Annotated in this window: 14 protein-coding genes and 1 pseudogene; 5 read left to right on the forward strand and 10 right to left on the reverse strand. The window is 50.3% G+C overall.

The window, feature by feature from the left end:
* The first annotated feature begins 397 nt into the window (after nucleotides 1–397).
* The 5 genes and pseudogenes from RS889_RS20555 to RS889_RS20580 all read left to right on the forward strand — a co-directional run.
* On the forward strand, nucleotides 398–1483 hold the full coding sequence (locus tag RS889_RS20555) for a pectinesterase family protein (protein WP_315708549.1): 1086 nt from the start codon (nucleotides 398–400) through the stop codon (nucleotides 1481–1483).
* Between the two features lie 284 nt (nucleotides 1484–1767).
* Entirely contained in the window at nucleotides 1768–2622 is an 855-nt protein-coding gene (locus RS889_RS20560) for a porin (RefSeq protein ID WP_315708550.1), read from the forward strand.
* Nucleotides 2623–2650: 28 nt separating this feature from the next.
* Complete coding sequence (locus tag RS889_RS20565; RefSeq protein WP_315708551.1) at nucleotides 2651–3430, forward strand: oligogalacturonate-specific porin KdgM family protein; 780 nt, start codon at nucleotides 2651–2653, stop codon at nucleotides 3428–3430.
* 189 nt (nucleotides 3431–3619) lie between these two features.
* Nucleotides 3620–4099 (forward strand): discoidin domain-containing protein, encoded by a 480-nt coding sequence (locus RS889_RS20570; protein WP_315708552.1) that lies wholly within the window; start codon nucleotides 3620–3622, stop codon nucleotides 4097–4099.
* 601 nt (nucleotides 4100–4700) lie between these two features.
* Nucleotides 4701–4802: pseudogene (locus RS889_RS20580) on the forward strand (diacetyl reductase); the annotation flags it as partial.
* Here the strand turns inward: RS889_RS20580 and RS889_RS20585 are convergent.
* From RS889_RS20585 to asrA, 10 genes are all read right to left on the reverse strand, one after another.
* Nucleotides 4799–5599, reverse strand: a complete 801-nt coding sequence (locus tag RS889_RS20585; RefSeq protein ID WP_315708553.1) for a lipoyl protein ligase domain-containing protein — start codon at nucleotides 5597–5599, stop codon at nucleotides 4799–4801. The pseudogene RS889_RS20580 and the gene RS889_RS20585 sit on opposite strands and share 4 nt — an antisense overlap.
* 18 nt (nucleotides 5600–5617) lie before the next feature.
* The gene (locus tag RS889_RS20590) at nucleotides 5618–6739 is read right to left on the reverse strand and encodes an acetoin dehydrogenase dihydrolipoyllysine-residue acetyltransferase subunit (RefSeq protein ID WP_315708554.1); all 1122 of its coding nucleotides are present in this window, start codon (nucleotides 6737–6739) and stop codon (nucleotides 5618–5620) included.
* A gap of 1 nt (nucleotide 6740) precedes the next feature.
* Nucleotides 6741–7766: an alpha-ketoacid dehydrogenase subunit beta gene (locus RS889_RS20595; RefSeq protein WP_425475094.1), complete on the reverse strand. Its 1026-nt coding sequence runs from the start codon at nucleotides 7764–7766 to the stop codon at nucleotides 6741–6743.
* A gap of 22 nt (nucleotides 7767–7788) precedes the next feature.
* A complete protein-coding gene (locus tag RS889_RS20600; RefSeq protein ID WP_315708555.1) occupies nucleotides 7789–8793 on the reverse strand; it encodes a thiamine pyrophosphate-dependent dehydrogenase E1 component subunit alpha in 1005 nt (334 codons plus the stop codon).
* A gap of 26 nt (nucleotides 8794–8819) precedes the next feature.
* Nucleotides 8820–9899, reverse strand: coding sequence for an ATP-NAD kinase family protein (locus RS889_RS20605; RefSeq protein WP_315708556.1), 1080 nt, complete (start codon nucleotides 9897–9899; stop codon nucleotides 8820–8822).
* A gap of 144 nt (nucleotides 9900–10043) precedes the next feature.
* Nucleotides 10044–12020: a sigma-54-dependent Fis family transcriptional regulator gene (locus RS889_RS20610; protein ID WP_315708557.1), complete on the reverse strand. Its 1977-nt coding sequence runs from the start codon at nucleotides 12018–12020 to the stop codon at nucleotides 10044–10046.
* Between the two features lie 542 nt (nucleotides 12021–12562).
* Nucleotides 12563–13300 (reverse strand): uroporphyrinogen-III C-methyltransferase, encoded by a 738-nt coding sequence (gene cobA, locus RS889_RS20615; protein ID WP_425475095.1) that lies wholly within the window; start codon nucleotides 13298–13300, stop codon nucleotides 12563–12565.
* A 7-nt stretch (nucleotides 13301–13307) separates the two neighbouring features.
* The gene (asrC, locus tag RS889_RS20620; protein WP_021014305.1) at nucleotides 13308–14321 is read right to left on the reverse strand and encodes a sulfite reductase subunit C; all 1014 of its coding nucleotides are present in this window, start codon (nucleotides 14319–14321) and stop codon (nucleotides 13308–13310) included.
* Nucleotides 14322–14333: 12 nt separating this feature from the next.
* Entirely contained in the window at nucleotides 14334–15152 is an 819-nt protein-coding gene (gene asrB, locus RS889_RS20625; RefSeq protein ID WP_315708558.1) for an anaerobic sulfite reductase subunit AsrB, read from the reverse strand.
* Nucleotides 15149–16198, reverse strand: a complete 1050-nt coding sequence (gene asrA, locus RS889_RS20630) for an anaerobic sulfite reductase subunit AsrA (RefSeq protein WP_315708559.1) — start codon at nucleotides 16196–16198, stop codon at nucleotides 15149–15151. Before asrA ends, asrB begins: the two co-directional genes overlap by 4 nt.
* Nucleotides 16199–16233 lie beyond the last annotated feature (35 nt).

A 16233-nucleotide genomic window follows, 5' to 3' on the forward strand; every position in this document is an offset into this window, starting at 1 on the left:
TATTACTATTTTATATTTTTAAAAATCCTTAATAATATATTGAGTACGAAATTAAAAGGATAAGTAATAAAGCACTTTACTAGTAAAGTAGAGAGGGATAGTGCTGTCAATTTAATTTGTAAATATAACATTATTATTATTACAGACAAATATAAATACAATCAATAATATGTATAAAACCCAGTTAGTACTATTTTTAGTTAGAAAATAAGGAGAGGAAGAGATGATTGTCTAGATGCCGAATCATTAAACATGGAGTAATTATATAAATTGACTATCTAACGATGGCTCGGACATTTTTTATCAAAATAGTCAATAAAATATCAGGGAGATGAATATAGCAACCTGAGCATTAAAATCGGCCATTTTCCAACACTCGGACAGTAAGGTAAAACTGATGTTAAAAAACAAGTCAGGTATTTCCATAGTATTACTGCTGATAACATCGTCATATGCCACGGCAACATTGGCGGAAGGCTATAATGCCATAGTATCGAAATCGGCGCATAAGAATGAGTTCTCAACGATTGGCGCTGCACTGAGATCAGCACCAGATGGTGATACTCCTTATATCATCTATATAAAGAAAGGTGTTTATACTGAACGAATAGTCATTCGTCGTAAGAATATAACTTTAATAGGCGAAAAACGCAATGAAACAATAATAGAAGCAGATACCGCTGCTGGATATTTTAGCCCACAAGGGAAAAAGTTGGGGACATCGGGTAGCAGCACCGTATTAGTGAATGCAGCCAATTTTACGGCAAAAAATCTAACTATCCGTAATAGTTTTGACTTCCCTGCCAATAGTGTGAAATCAGACAATGATCCAACCAAGCTAAAAAGTACCCAGGCTGTTGCCTTACTGTTGGCTGAAAAAAGTAATAAAGCGCGTTTCGATAAGATCAACTTGGAAGGCTATCAAGATACGCTATACAGTAAAACCGGAAGTCGCAGCTACTTCACTGATTGTCTGATCACCGGCCATGTGGATTTTATTTTTGGATCAGGCACGACCGTATTCGACAACTGTGAAATCAGAGCCCGTAATCGTACTGATACCAAATCCCTTTATGGTTACATTACTGCCCCCAGTACTAAAAGTGATCAGCCATATGGACTGATTTTCATTAATAGCCGTCTGACCCGAGAAGTGGGGGTTCCGGCTGGAAGTTTCGGACTGGGTCGTCCATGGCATCCCACGACACAATTTCCTGACGGCCGTTATGCTGATCCAAATGCAATCGGGCAGACAGTCTATATAAACTGCACTATGGAAGATCATATTGGCCATTGGGTTAGCATGTCCGGCAAAAATAAGCAAGGTGAAACAATCTGGTTTCAGCCACAAGACTCTCGCTTCTTCGAATATCACAGTAAAGGCGCTGGAGCAAAAATAATACCAGAACGTCCTCAGCTCTCTTCTCAAGATGCAAAAAAATTCCGCTTAGCGGCCATTTTTCCTGATTGGAAAATAAAATAATCTCACTGTAGAAAGAACAGTAATGATACTGGAGATAGTTATATTTATTAGACAATAATATTAAAATAAACAATATATTTAAAAATGCAACAAAGTGTGAAGTGAGGGTTAATAATAACTCACAAAATAAATTGGTTATGGTAAAAAATTAGCAACCAGAACATCTATAAATTGAAGAGTAAAGGGTGCATAAAACAAAGACAAAAAAGGAGTTAAGGTATTTAATTGTGGGAATTAGCTCATTTATGTAGTGTTTTATAATTAACCAAAGGTGAAGTTACAGGATGAAGAAATCCAAGTTTTTTTTATTACTCTCAATCATTCCTTGTTTATCCTATGCTCAAGAAGATACAGCAGAATGGAATGACATGGTACAGTCTAAAGCATATTTTCAATATGAGCATAGTTTTAAGACTCAAGATCGGCGACATGGCGACAGCTTTAAAATAGTACAAAAAACCAAAAATAATTGGTCATGGGAATTGAAATATTCTACTTACGGGGGAAGTGGCAAAAAGTATGATGTAGCTTTTGAAGACCCCATATCAGGTTCAGCCGGTCTGGTAATACAGAAAGGGTTTAATCTTTCTAAAAATAATGCCTTGATACCATCATTCGAAGTGGATATGTCCAATAACTCACTTCAATATCTAGGTGGTGCAACTCTTTATTTTAATGGTCTCTCAAAAAATTGGCGCCCTTACGTCCGTTATCGCTATCAATATCGAAAATACAATCGAGCTGATCGCTGGGCTACAACAAAGCAATATGCCAATGGCGTTAACAGTTCCGACGGTTATAACTATGTTACTTATCGCAAAAACGGTGATGTAGGTACACATCGTTTTGAAGCTGGCCTCACTTATGCCGGTATAAAAAACTGGGGAATAACGTTCATTACTTTGTATGACTATGGTGATTACGTGAATGATGTAATAAGTTGCAATAGCTATACGTGTACAAAGTCAATATACAGTCAATATAATAACAAGAAAGGATACTGGTATAACGAAATAAAAGTACAATATAGAGGATGGGGAGACTTCATTCCTTATACAGAAATAGATCAAGCGGCTTATAGTTCTAGCAGCATTAAAGAACAGGCCACCATTAAAACCGGATTCAACTATTATTTCTAATTTATATAAATAATTTACAGGTACATTTATGAAAAAGGCATTTTTTTTCCTTTTAACAGTAAGTGCGCTCTCTATTTCCATAAACTGTTATGCAAATAAAAGCGTTTTTGGTTATCAACATGATTATTTTACTCAGAATCGTGTTCATACAGATACATTAGACTTTAACTACTATATTGGTAACAGTTTAATGGTTGGCGTGGGTGTAGACCTATTTAATAAATCCCAAGATGTTTTTGATAATCCAAGCTTACACAGCACCAGATTAAAAACAACATATAGCTACAGTATCACCCCAGAATGGAATATCACTCCGGCAATGGAATTCATGTTTTATGCCGGGACAAACCCTAACAGCGAAAATATTCCCAGTAAATCTGACTGGACAGGTGAAATAGGTGACACTGGCACTTCAGGCGTCAAATACAAACCAAGCATCATGTTGACCTATAAACCGGTTAATACTCTGGGTATCTCTGCCAAATATGAATACAACTTACGCAAGCTAGCGCGTTATTATCGTAACACAACGAAATATGGCGGCAGTGATCTTCGCACACATATCGTGGGCATCGATTTAAATTATCAACCCAACAAATACTTGACATTTAATTATGAAATTCGCTATCTGGATGCTAATTATATTGTTTATAACAACAAAAAACAGAACTATGACCAAAAGCTAAAAGTCATGTATCGCATTAATCGTGATTGGCAACCCTATATATCCATAAAAGACACCGCTGCAAAAACTGATACGTCCATGCGTGAAGAAGTTGTAGGTGCAGGTTTTCTCTACTATTTCTGATCCTGACAGGAACAGTCAGGATCATAACATGATATCTTTAAAAATAGTAAAAATGATATTATTTTCTTTTTAGAATATTCTACTTTATAAGTAAATACTTATAAAATATTGTTATCGATATGAAAAAATAACAATAGTAAACACCTCCGAAAAAGTTATTATTTATCCATATTAAGGAAATTGAGTGAAATGATAAAATATATATTACCATCCATTTTAGCGTTAACTGTCACAAGTATAGGGCACACCACTCCTATTGCAGCAGTCCATGCATCAGCCTATGATGAAACAAATGGACATAAACCTGATAACGCTATTGATGGGAATGTGGGCACCCGATGGGCTGCCCAAGGAAAAGAGACCTGGATTACGCTTGAATTAGCTAAGAATGAAAAAGTAACCAACGTGGCATTAGTTCCTTTTCGGGAAACCGAGCGTAGTCTTAAATTTTCGCTGTACTTGTCTAAAGACAATAAAAAATGGGAAAAAGTCGGCCAGGATTTGATGACCAACAAAGCTGACAAGGCAGGAGAAAAGTTCTCTTTTCCTGCAACGACAGCCCGCTATATTAAATTAGTCACAAACGGCACCGATGTTAATAACTGGAGTGCAATTAATGAAATCATGATTAACAGTGATAAAGATCTTCCATCCACTACAGTAAAATAATTTTATTATCACATAGGGGAGGTCGATACTTCCCCTTCATGAATACAGCTAATCCTCAGACTATTTTTAGGGTTATAGGCTACTGTATTGATGTCGGGGTTATTCGCCTAAAGCAGGTAGAGGTGAATCGTTATATTTAAATCCACGTCGATTTCCAGTATCTCCCGGTTAAAATCATCGACTGCATTAAACTGGTGAAAACCGCCCAAGCCATAACTCATAAAATAAACTGACCAGCGATATGGTTCATTTAATGATAAATATCAAGAGCCTAGAATACCGGGTGGGTAACTTTCTTACCTTTCTTTTGCGTTTTAGTGGACACGGGACGCGCACAGCGACAGAGGGTAAACCGGTAAATCAGGCCTACCTACCCTGCTGCATTTACGCCGATGTAGGTGATACAGGTAGCGGTAAGTGTTAATGAAGTTGTCACTCCAGGTTAATTTATGCAGCCTGTTTTTCCCGCTCTGAATTTAGCGTGACGCTATCCTGCCGTTGCCAGTTCCGCGGTTGCTGGTATAGCGCATGTTTACCCCATGCTGAGGGAGTACCCGCCACCAGGGCAGGTTTGCCATACGCGTATTAACTCAGGCCGCCGCCAGAAGATGTGGCCGTGCTGGTGACGTTCCTCGCCAGCGACGATTCGGATTACATGACCAACCAGTCTATCCTGAACGACAGCGGCCTGGTTTACCGTTAACTAACAAAAGGCTGACGGGTGGCAAAAGGTGCTGCCCGCTGGCGTACTATCTCCCCCAGCACCACACTGACCTGCTGGCATAAAGCCTGCTGTCGTTCTAGGTTGGCATTCATCAGCGCCGCCATATCAACAGTTTTCGCGGCATCATAATGATGACCGCTGCCAATCTGCTGTTCAAAATCATTAGCCCACTGGTGTACCCGGAGCAAGTCTACCGCCACCAACAACACCGCGTGTGCCAGCACGATGTGCCACCGTGGTTCGCCAGGTTCCTGTCCGGGCAATGACCGCCAGTATTGTGCGGTACCGGAGATTTTTCGCGCTGTAGCGTCAGTGCCACAGGCCAGGTTAAAGCGGCCGTCGCAAAAGGAGCCGCTCACTGACTGAAAGCGGCTGGCGATGCCAAAGGTTTGCAGCGTATCCCGCAATATTTCACACAGGTGAAGATAAACCGGCGTTGCCGCTTCCCCCAGACTTTGCTGTATCGGGTAAGCGAGGCTGAGGTTGATGATGCCCGGCCCCTGAGGCACCAGGCCACCGCCGGATTTGCGCAGGAAAACGGGGCAACCCTGTGCAGCAAAACGTTGGCGCACCTGCGCTAAGGGCGCATAGCGGGTGTAGGTACGCGGTACAACCAGCGCCTGCGGCGCCTGCCAGATTTTAGCCACCGCGGTGCCCGCCGCCGCATAGCCAAACAGCTCGTCCTCGGCGGCGGTGGGATCGTCACAGTGCTGTAATTGGTTGTGCAACCAGTGAAAAAGGCCGCAGCGTGCGGTTGCGGCCGATGAGTGCGGCATTCGTTCACCATCCAGTTGTCAAATAGCGCCCAGATGTTGCAGCAGTAGCTGGTTAACTTCCGCTGCCCTTTCCATCTGCGGCATATGGCCAGCAGCACTGAGGATCTCTACTCTGGCATACGCCTGCGCCTGTTCTGCGTGTTGTACAGGGATAATCTGATCTTCCGCGCCCCAAATCAACAGCAGTGGTATGCCGACATCATCCAACTTCAGGCCCGGTTGCGTGCTTTGCCTGCCATCGGCAAAGAGGCTGTTTTGCAAGGCAGTGAGTGCGTCGCCCACGCCGTCCAGCCGTTTGTACCTGAGCAGATCGTCCAACATTTGCCGGCTAACCAGCGCGGGATCGGAAAACAGCAGTTCAACCACCGGTTTCAGATCCCGGCGCACCTGTGCGTTGATAAAGCCTTCGGTATAACAGTGATTAATCTCCTGGCCGAAGCCGGCGCTGTCGATCAACGCCAGTGAACGCACGCGCCCAGGGTGACGCACCGCCAGTTCGGCGGCGATAGCGCCGCCCAGCGAATGGCCCACCTGGTGGGCGGCGGGCAGTGACAGCGCATCCATAAAAGCAGCGATAAAGTCAGCCAGATCGTTCAATTGGGCACCCGGTAATTGGGTGGCTGATTGCCCGTGTCCTGGCAGATCGAGCGCTATCACCCGGTAGTGCTCGGCCAGTGCGTCCAGGTTGAACAACCAGTTGTCCAGATCTCCGCCGAAGCCGTGGATAAACAGCACGGTTTCTTCGCCTGCGCCGCGGCTAGCATAGCGGATACGTAGGCCGTTCACTGTGAGAAAAGCAGCGACCGCCTGCTCGTCTTCACTCTCCTCCTCACTGTCGGGCGGGGTTTCCCAGGCGGCGATAAACGCGTTGATTTCCTCTTCGCTGATCTGCGATGGCGCCAGCACACCCAGTAGGGCTTTCACCGGTAGAACATCGCCCGGTTCTGCCACTTTGCGTCGCAGAATACCGGCATCGGTGGCTTCAACCGCATTGGCGATTTTGTCGGTTTCTACATTGAGAATCGCCATACCCGGCGTGATCTCACTGCCTTCGTTAACCAGCCATTCGTTGACTGTGCCTTCACGCATTGATAGCCCCCACTTAGGCATGACAACGGGAATAATGGTGTTATTGCTCATATCAGCGTTCCCCCTTATGACTAAGCGTCCGCTGTACAGCACTGATAATGCTGTCTACGCCAGGCAGGTAGCGGTCCTCCAGAGCTGGAGAGAAAGGAACCGGGGTATGCGGGGCGCTAATCATCTGCGGCGGCGCTTTCAGTGCGCCGAACGCATGCTGCACCACCTGAGCGATAATGTCGGTGGCGATGTTACAGCGCGGGTGGGCTTCATCCACTACCACCAGGCGACCGGTGTTTTCTACCGTTTCGATAACGGTATCGAGATCCAGTGGCGAGAGCGAGCGCAAATCGACAATCTCGACGCTGACCCCCTGTTTCGCCAACTGTGCGGCGGCGTCGAGGGCACGGTGCACCATCAGCCCATAGGTGATAATAGAAACATCGCTACCGTCGCGCACGATACTGGCTTCGCCAAATGGGATTGCATACGGATGCTCGGGGACGTCGCCCTCCATACCGTACAGATTTTTATGTTCGCAGAAGATCACCGGATCATTATCGCGAATGGACTGGATCAGCAACCCCTTGGTGTCATACGGAGTACTGGGGCAGATGACCTTCAATCCGGGAATATGGGTAAACAGCGGCGTCAGCATCTGGGAATGCTGCGCGGCGGCGCGAAATCCGGCACCAACCATGGCGCGGATCACCACTGGTGTTTGCGCCTTGCCGCCGAACATATAGCGGAATTTGGCGGCCTGGTTGAAAATTTGATCGAAACACACACCCATGAAGTCAATAAACATCAGTTCGGCGATCGGGCGCATACCGCAAGCGGCGGCACCGATGGCCGCGCCGACGTAGGCCGATTCTGACAGCGGGGTGTCCAGCAGGCGATCGCCATGCTTGGCGTATAGCCCTTTGGTAACGCCAAGCACACCACCCCAGGCATCTTTTTCCCCATCGGTTCCCATGCCGCCGACGATATCCTCACCGAGCATAATCACGCTGGGATCACGCGCCATTTCCTGGTCTATCGCTTCATTGATAGCGAGCTTCATACTAAGTTTACGAGCCATGTCCATTCTCCTTCGGGTGAAATTATCGTCAGTAGCTGACATAAACGTCGGTTAATAAATCGTCGGCGCTGGGATCGGGTGCAGCTTTGGCTTCTTGTACCGCCTGTTCGATTAGCGCGGCCACTTCACGATCGATGGCGTGTAACTCGTCAAGGCGGAGGATCCCGCTCTGTTGGACATGGTTGATAAAATGCTTCAGGCAGTCCTGGTGCTTGCGGATCGATTCCAGTTCGTCCGGTGCCCGGTAAGTTTGCGCATCCCCTTCAAAGTGACCGTAGAAGCGCACCATTTTGCACTCAAGCAGCGCAGGACCGCCGCCGGCGCGCGCATGGCGAATCAACTCACCGGCGGTTTCGTAGACGGCGAAAAAGTCTGTGCCATCAACAGTGACGCCGGGGATGCCAAACCCGGCTGCGCGATCGACATAACTATCTACCGCGGTGGCATACTGGCGTGATGTAGCTTCGGCATAACCATTATTCTCGATCACGAACAGCACTGGCAGGTTCCAAACCGCCGCCAGATTCAGGCTTTCGAGAAACGTCCCCTGATTGGCGGCACCATCGCCAGCGAAGCTGATGCCGATTTCACCCTTGCCGCGGAATTTGGCTGCCAGCGCCGCGCCGCACACCAGCGGTGCGCCCGCCCCTAAAATGCCATTGGCGCCCATCATTCCTTTGCTCAGGTCAGCAATGTGCATTGAGCCGCCCTTGCCGTTACAAGCGCCGCCAGTTTTACCGTAAATTTCTTTCATCATGGCGATAACGTCGACGCCTTTGGCAATGCAGTGCCCGTGGCCACGGTGGGTACTGGCGATGCGATCGCCATCGGTGAGGTGGGATAAAATGCCGACCGCCGTCGCCTCTTCGCCAGCATACAGATGGACAAAACCAGGAATGTCGCCACGTGAAAAATCGACGTGTAGTCGCTCTTCAAAATCTCGGATGGTACGCATGCGGCGATAGGCGCTCAACAAGGCTTCGCGAGTGAGCGGCAGGGAAGCAGAGTGTGGGTTATTATCGGTATTGTTCATAGCCATCTCCAGACAGTGAGTGGTGATTAAAGTAGGCCGCCGCTACAGCTGGCGGCGGCTCGTAATAATTTGTGTTCTGCGGCGTAATGCAGGCAGGCTTCGATGTTGAGGGCGCAGAAAGCGTGTTCGCGCAGCGTGATCTGTACAATGTCCTGTGGGCCGAACATCATTTCACGTTCGCCGTCCAGGGCAATGACACCCTGTCGCAAATGCGGGGTGCCTGCAACGCCGTGTTCGATGCGCTGCCAGTGAACGATGGGTACGCTACGCACCAGGCCAGGCGCCAGCGGGGCCAGCAGAGTTCCAGCGCCGGTGCCGAAAGTGACGCTAAGCCCGCCGGATGCATGGCGGCCAAGCGGCATCAATAAGCCGCCAATAGAAGACAGGCCCACGGTATGGGGCTCGGCAAAACACAGATAGAGCTGTGACAACTGTTCGGGGCGCCACACCGAACGGGCGCCGACGAACTGTTCGGCCAGAATTGCGACGTCAACAATGGCGATATCGTGGCGGGCATCGGGGCGACCAGCATTGATGGTGATATCCAGCCGTTTGTTCCATTGCAACACCTGTGCATTGGGAACTTTTCCGCTGGCATACAGCCCCACCGCCAGCCCGACGATAGTGGGTTCGCGCAGTTCCGGCCAGGCGTTATTGGTGCCGGTCGAGATACCGGCAATCGGTACGTTGCCACACTCTTTCGCTACCGCCCGATGTGTACCGTCACCGCCGAGAACCACGACGGCACGGGCTCCTCCGGCGTACATCATCCGGGCTGCCTGTAGGCTATCATTAACCGTGGCGCTAACGGCAAGCGGCAACCAGCTTAGCTGGGGAAGAGAAATGTCGTGGCGCTGCGCCAACATGCGGGTGAGGATCGCCTGTAGGCCTTCCCGATCCGGCATCATACGTACATCACCGATGCCGACAGCACCCAGTGCGGCCAGTAGCCGAAAGATTAGGTTGGCGCGTTCAGCCAGCGTCAGACTGCCAGCATGGCCTACCACGCGGCGGATATCACGGGCCGAAACCGGATTGGCGATAATGCCGACCCAAGCAGTGGATACGGAATTTGTACTGGCGGAGCCATTTACAGGATCAGACATAGGGGGACCTCTTGTCATCAACTGCAATCTCTATGGCAAATTTCGGGCCAAGTTTTATTATTGTTTTAAATCAGTATATTAGATGTTATTCCCCGACAAGCATCGGCCGGAACAATACAGGTGTCACCGGCCAGTTGATACAGGTCAGTTGCGCGTGTCCGTTTGGTTTGGGGAGCGGATACCAAAGCGCTGCATGCGGCGGTAGAGCGTCATCCGGCTGATCCCCAACTGGCGGGCGACCGCGCTGTGGTTCCACTGTGCCGCACGCAGGTACTGTATCAACGCAAGTCCCTCGGGGCAGGTGGTAGGTGATGATATGTTATTCTGAAGGGCTATTTTGCCCGTTTCGGTAGGTGGCAGTGGCCGGGTGGACAGGTGTAGCTCTTCGGGCAGATCTTCGGGGTGGATACAAGCGTTTTCGCAGATAGCACAGGCGTATTCCAACGCATTGCGCAATTCGCGCAAGTTTCCCGGCCAACGGTGGCGGTGCAGATGCACCCTGGCCTTGGCGGTAAGCACGCAACGCTTTCCTGCCAGCATGTTGTCAATCAGCCAGTCCAGATCGCTGCGCTCACGCAATGGCGGCAAAATTATGCGGGCGCCGAGCAGCCGGTAGTAGAGATCCTCACGGAATGATCCTTCAGCGATCAGCCGTTCCAGCGCACGATGCGAAGCGGATATCACCCGGATATCAACCGGTATCGGGCGAGTGGCGCCCACCGGCAGCACTTCGTGCTCGGACAGCACGCGCAGCAGGCGCGTCTGCATTTCCAACGGCATATCACCAATTTCATCCAGGAACAGAGTACCGCCATCAGCATCCTGAATCAGTCCGCGGCGCGGTTTATTACCTGCGCCGGAAAAGCTACCCGGCATGGCACCGAACAGTTCGCTTTCAATCAGGGTGGGTGGGATTGCCGCACAATTGACCGCGATAAACGGCCGCTGGCGACGGTTGCCCGACTGGTGCAATGCCCGGGCAAAAAACTCCTTACCGCAGCCGGTTTCGCCATGGATAAACAGATTAACCGGGGTATCCACCAGCTTCATCGCACGCTGTAACTGCAACTGTAACGTCGGATCACCGCCGCTGATGGCTTTTAATGGCGCGGGCAAGCTGGCTGATGCGCTGGCCACGCGCCAGCCGCGACGGTTGATCGGCGGTTGGGCGGTAAGAAACAACGTGTTATCACTGTTAATCAGATTGATGGTGCGCTGCCGCAGGCCCTCGGTATGCATATAGTCCGGCAGCTTATCGAAGCTGGTATTGAAAACCTGCTCAAAGCGCAACCCCAATAGCGGGCTGGCTGCATGTTGTACCGGCACAGGCAAGCCAAGCTCATCTTGCAACAGTCGCCAGGCGTAATGGTTATGCCCCACGATTTTGCCGCTGGCGTCAAAGGCGAGCAGATAGTCCGGGTTGACGTTAACCAACGAGTATGACGTGCTGAGCTTGAGCATCCAGTCGCCGCGGTGCAGGTGCTCAAAATAGGCGTTTTCAATCTGGCCGGCGTAAATGCGGGCGATTTGCAGCGCCAACTGCTGGCTGGTTTTGGGCTGCGGCGAGTTAAGCGCCGAGATATCCAGTACGGCATGCAGTTGCCCTTGCGGATCAAACAGAGGCACTGCGGTACAGGTCAGTGGGATATGGGTAGCGTCGAAGTGATCACCCTGGTGCACCGTCAACGCTTCGCCAGAGGCCAACGCAGTGCCAACGGCACAGGTGCCGGCGCTGGCCTCTGACCATTCAGCGCCCAGAAATAGCCCTGCGCGCCGCAGGCTGATTTCAGTATTGGCGTCGCCCAGATAATCAACGGTGATACCTTTGGCATTATTCAGCAGAACCACATAGCCGGCCGGTGCAATCTGCTGAAAAAGGCGCTCCATGCCCTGATGGGCGATGCGGCGAAACTCTTCCAGATTTCTCTGGTGTTCCTGCAATTCGTGCCAGGTGAGAATGCGAGCGTCCTGCATGCGGCTGGGATCGAGCCCATGATCGTTAACGCAGCGCAGCCAGGAATCGCGGATGAGCCTATCGCAGCACTGCAAAGTTGTTGAGACGGTGTTTCCGTTAATGGTTTCGACTACCGCGTCAATATGATCACGCTGGTGTTGATTCACGGTCGTGTACTCCTGAATTGCGTTTTGCTCAAAGCGCCAAAACGGATATCAAGATGAGCAGTAATTGGTCACCGCTATTTATTCACTTTTTATTAACAATAAATTAACAATGCGAGTATTACAGATAGCCGCTTTTTTTTCTGTGATCGAATGCAAAAGGCGGTTATTGTGCAGGGCATGACCGTTAAGACAGACACTCTTCTGATAGTTACAGGTAATGACTTTAAGGCTTTGAATTCATGCTCCATATGAATTTAAACATCGCCTCAATGCAATAACTCAGGCGTGCTTCAGATAATCTTTCAACATCCGCTACTCTATTTACCCCTGGTTCTCTTTCATATCAGCAGGTTATAGCCAAGATCAGCTATTCATCTCCAGGTAATTAAATCGAAGAAAGGAAATATTATGAGAAAGTACAATTTTGCTACCAAACGTACACCGTTTGTCTGTCCCGGCACACAGCGGCAAAGGGTAAACCGATAAATCAAGCCTACCCTGCTGCATTTACGCCGATATGGGCGATACCGGTAGCATGGTGATTACGTGTTCAGTGCCGCAACTTGCCCCACGATAATCAGGCACGGGCTACTGAGATCTTGTGCCAATCGAGCCAGCGCTTGCAGTGTCCCCCGGACCACCCGCTGCGATGGCAGCGTTCCCTGTTCAATCAACGCTACTGGCATATCATCCGGCACTCCCTGAACGTGCAACTGCGCCTGAATCACCGCAGCCTGATGCAGCCCCATATAGAACACCACCGTCTGCTCGGGGTGGCCCAGACCCTGCCAGTCTGGCAGTTCCTCACCTCGCGGATGACCGGTAACCAGCGTCAGCCGATGAGCACAATCCCGATGAGTCAGCGGGATCCCGGCCGCCGCCGCGCAACCCGCGGCGGCAGTAATTCCTGCCACCACATGGACCCGAATACCCTGCGCTGCCAGACTTTCCATTTCCTCACCGCCGCGCCCGAAAATAAATGGATCACCACCTTTGAGCCGGACGACACGCCGTTTAAGGGCGGTCTGTTCAACAAGCAACGCAATAATCTCACTCTGGGCAATACAGTGATGGCCAGCTTGTTTACCGGCAAAGATCCTCTCAGCCGATTCAGGAATCATCGCTAAAATCTCCGCCGAAACCAGTCGGTCATACACCACCACATCGGCGCTGTGTAAATACCGCAATGCCTTTAGCGTCAATAGTTCCGGGTCTCCTGGTCCGGCGCCAACCAAGGCGACCTCACCCGGCTGAAGTGGTGTTTGATTTAATCCACTCATCGGCCATTTAACCTGCATACGATTTGATGTGAATATTGCCGACTGTTTCATCCTCGGCCCAATACATCTGTTCTGCCACCATGGCGCCCGGATTAAGCTTAACGCCCTGTAGTACTCGTTCCTTAAAGCGCTTATAGCCGCCGCGATCAATCAAGTGGCCCATATGCAGGTATACTGGCTTACCATCAAGCATCTCTTTTTCAAACTCAAAGATGTTTGGAATCATCTGGGTGATCACCTCTTCGGTGACCCAATTGAGGAATATTTTACCAACCCGCGGGGTTTTCTTACTGGTCCTTCCGCCAAGGCGTACCTGATAAAGCTGCTCCGGTTCGCGCTGCCAAGCCAGCGTCGGGCACGCCAGTACACATTCACCACAACCGATACACTGAGATTCCTGTTTCACCGCCTTACCATTTTTGAGTGACAGGCATCCCACCGCATGGTGACCGCAACTGGCCACACAGGCCCCGCAACCAATACAGCGCTCGGCGTTAAAGCGCATCCGCGCTACCCCAAGTATCCCAACATCGCACATGGTGGCTTTGGCGCAGTCATTGGGGCAGCCGGCCAATACAATTTTTAGGTGATAAGGGCTCGGATAGATCAGCTTCTCCAGCCGACGGGCCAGCCCAGTGGTATCGGTATTGCCTTTCTGGCAGATTCGATTGCCTTGGCAGGCCACAATATTACGCCCGCCAATGGCCTGATAACCGGCTTTGGTATCGTCCACCGGAACCTCACACAGTTCCATCTCGATTTCGCGAATGAAGGGCTCCAGTGCCGCATTCACTTTATCCATATCCTCATAACGGATCCCCGGCATCGCCAGTTTTTGCCGTGTGGTCAGATGGATCTGCCCGTTGCCATAGGTTTCGGCGATATACTGGGCAACAGACAACAAATGTGCCGGCAATATCCCCCCGGGAATCCGGACGCTGATCATCGCCTCACCGCGGACTTTGGACAGTCGGAATTCGTTTTGTGCCCGGGCCTTGATAATATCTACATCAACACTCATGACGGCTCCCCCTTAGTCGATTAAGTGCCGTGCATCGGCATAGTTAAACACCGGCCCATCGACACACACATACACCTTACCGATCCGGCAGTGGCCACATTTTCCCGTGGCACAGGCCATTCGCCGTTCATAATCAACCCAGATCTGCGCCGGCGCGATACCGCGTTCCAACAACATCCGGACGGTAAACTGAATCATAATTGGGGGCCCGACCACGATCGCCTGCATCTGCTCGATATCCGATAGCGGCAACGTCGCCAAAACATCCGTCACCCGACCAATCTGGAAGCGCTCATCCGCCTCCCCCTCATCAAGCGTCAGAATCAGATGGTCAACGTTGGACCAATTCGCCATCTCCTCACGATACAGCACGCTTTGGCGGTTCTTATATCCGAGGATCATATCCAGTTGGCTGACCAACCCCGGATGTTCATTGAAATGGCGCAATAACCCCTTGACCGGAGCGACCCCGGTTCCGCCAGCGACCACCAGCAGCGGACGGCCATAAAACCGCTCCATCGGATAGCCATTGCCATAACACCCGCGGATCCATACCGCATCGCCCACATCCAGTTGGAACAAGGCCGACGTTACCTTACCAACGTTGCGGATCAGCAGATCCATCCAACCCGGACCACAATCTGAAACTGAAATAGGGGCTTCGCCAACCCGTGGCAGAGAAACTTCAACAAACTGGCCAAATCGAGCCGGCAAATCCGTACTGATCCGAAAATTCCACTCCAGTTCCGTGTGCTTTTCAATGGCGAGAATAGCGCATGGCTGGGGCATCAGGCTGTCCTGAACGCGTTCGCACTGACATTGTTCACTCATGATTTGCCTCCCCCGACCAGTGCCTGATGCACCGCGTCCGTCATTCGGTTGAGTACGGCTGAAAACTTAATATATTGAGGGCAGCGATCATCACAGCGGCCGCAGCCAACACACATATGCTCAATCCCAAAGCGGTCCTTGAAGTCGTTGACTTTATGTAGCGCCCGGTAGCGCAATCGCGTCCCGGTATTAGCTCTGAACCCATGACCACCGGCCATATCGCTAAAACCCGGCACCATGCAGCTGGCCCACTGCCGACGGCGCTCGCCGCGTTGTGGCTGCTCCTGATAGGCGACATCAAACACACTGTAGCACGTGCAGGTCGGGCATCCCGTCGTACAGCGGCCACAGCCAATACAGCGTGACTGATAGTCCGCCCAAAGCGGGTGATCCACCAGAATATCGCGGATCTGTTGCGGATCATCGCAAACACTGTCGGGTAACTGCACTTGTTGCAGGTTTTGTTCAACAAACTGAACCTGGTGTTCACAACACTGCCCTAAGCCATCAAGATAGCCAGACAATCTCTCATCATTAAGTGTCAGCCGTGCGCCGGTCGCATCAAAATGTACGGCGGCCGCATAGTCATCGGTGCGGTTGGTCCCCATAGATACACAAAAACAGTTCTCAAACGACTGCTCGCACTCCATGAGCACAAACTGGATCCGATCACGAATCGCCTGATAACGATTATCCGCTGCCGGTCCGTTGTGCAGGTACATGGCATCCAACCGCGACATCGCATGGATGTCGCATGAACGGGCGAATATCAATAATGGTCGCGTGTCTGTTTCAGCAATCTGAATAGTTTGTTGGTCGAAATAGAATAACGTTTCCGTTATTGGCATGATCACCGTATTCGGCGACATATGTGATTTTTCCCGCCAGACTATCTCATCAAAGTGGCTGACGGGTTGGTAAATAATATTGTCGGTATCGGAAAACCGACCGCCTCGATATTCGGCTTTCGGCGCATAGACACGCCAAGATTCATTCAGCCGTTTTAATAATTGACTAAATTCATCAGCAGTAAGTTGTATCGCCATAACCTGCCTCATGTGTGGATGCAGAAATAAATAAT

The sequence above is a fragment of the Brenneria uluponensis genome, assembly GCF_032395385.1.
In the GTDB taxonomy this organism is placed as follows: Bacteria; Pseudomonadota; Gammaproteobacteria; order Enterobacterales; family Enterobacteriaceae; genus Prodigiosinella; species Prodigiosinella aquatilis.

Excerpts from the sequence above, each read along its gene's own strand:
- RS889_RS20595 (WP_425475094.1), bottom strand. The coding sequence starts at position 7,766 with ATGGACATGGCTCGTAAACTTAGTATGAAGCTCGCTATCAATGAAGCG.
- cobA (WP_425475095.1), bottom strand. The coding sequence starts at position 13,300 with ATGAGTGGATTAAATCAAACACCACTTCAGCCGGGTGAGGTCGCCTTG.
- RS889_RS20600 (WP_315708555.1), bottom strand. The coding sequence starts at position 8,793 with ATGAACAATACCGATAATAACCCACACTCTGCTTCCCTGCCGCTCACT.
- RS889_RS20570 (WP_315708552.1), top strand. The coding sequence starts at position 3,620 with ATGATAAAATATATATTACCATCCATTTTAGCGTTAACTGTCACAAGT.
- asrC (WP_021014305.1), bottom strand. The coding sequence starts at position 14,321 with ATGAGTGTTGATGTAGATATTATCAAGGCCCGGGCACAAAACGAATTC.
- RS889_RS20605 (WP_315708556.1), bottom strand. The coding sequence starts at position 9,899 with ATGTCTGATCCTGTAAATGGCTCCGCCAGTACAAATTCCGTATCCACT.
- RS889_RS20565 (WP_315708551.1), top strand. The coding sequence starts at position 2,651 with ATGAAAAAGGCATTTTTTTTCCTTTTAACAGTAAGTGCGCTCTCTATT.
- RS889_RS20560 (WP_315708550.1), top strand. The coding sequence starts at position 1,768 with ATGAAGAAATCCAAGTTTTTTTTATTACTCTCAATCATTCCTTGTTTA.
- asrA (WP_315708559.1), bottom strand. The coding sequence starts at position 16,198 with ATGGCGATACAACTTACTGCTGATGAATTTAGTCAATTATTAAAACGG.
- asrB (WP_315708558.1), bottom strand. The coding sequence starts at position 15,152 with ATGAGTGAACAATGTCAGTGCGAACGCGTTCAGGACAGCCTGATGCCC.
- RS889_RS20555 (WP_315708549.1), top strand. The coding sequence starts at position 398 with ATGTTAAAAAACAAGTCAGGTATTTCCATAGTATTACTGCTGATAACA.
- RS889_RS20585 (WP_315708553.1), bottom strand. The coding sequence starts at position 5,599 with ATGCCGCACTCATCGGCCGCAACCGCACGCTGCGGCCTTTTTCACTGG.
- RS889_RS20590 (WP_315708554.1), bottom strand. The coding sequence starts at position 6,739 with ATGAGCAATAACACCATTATTCCCGTTGTCATGCCTAAGTGGGGGCTA.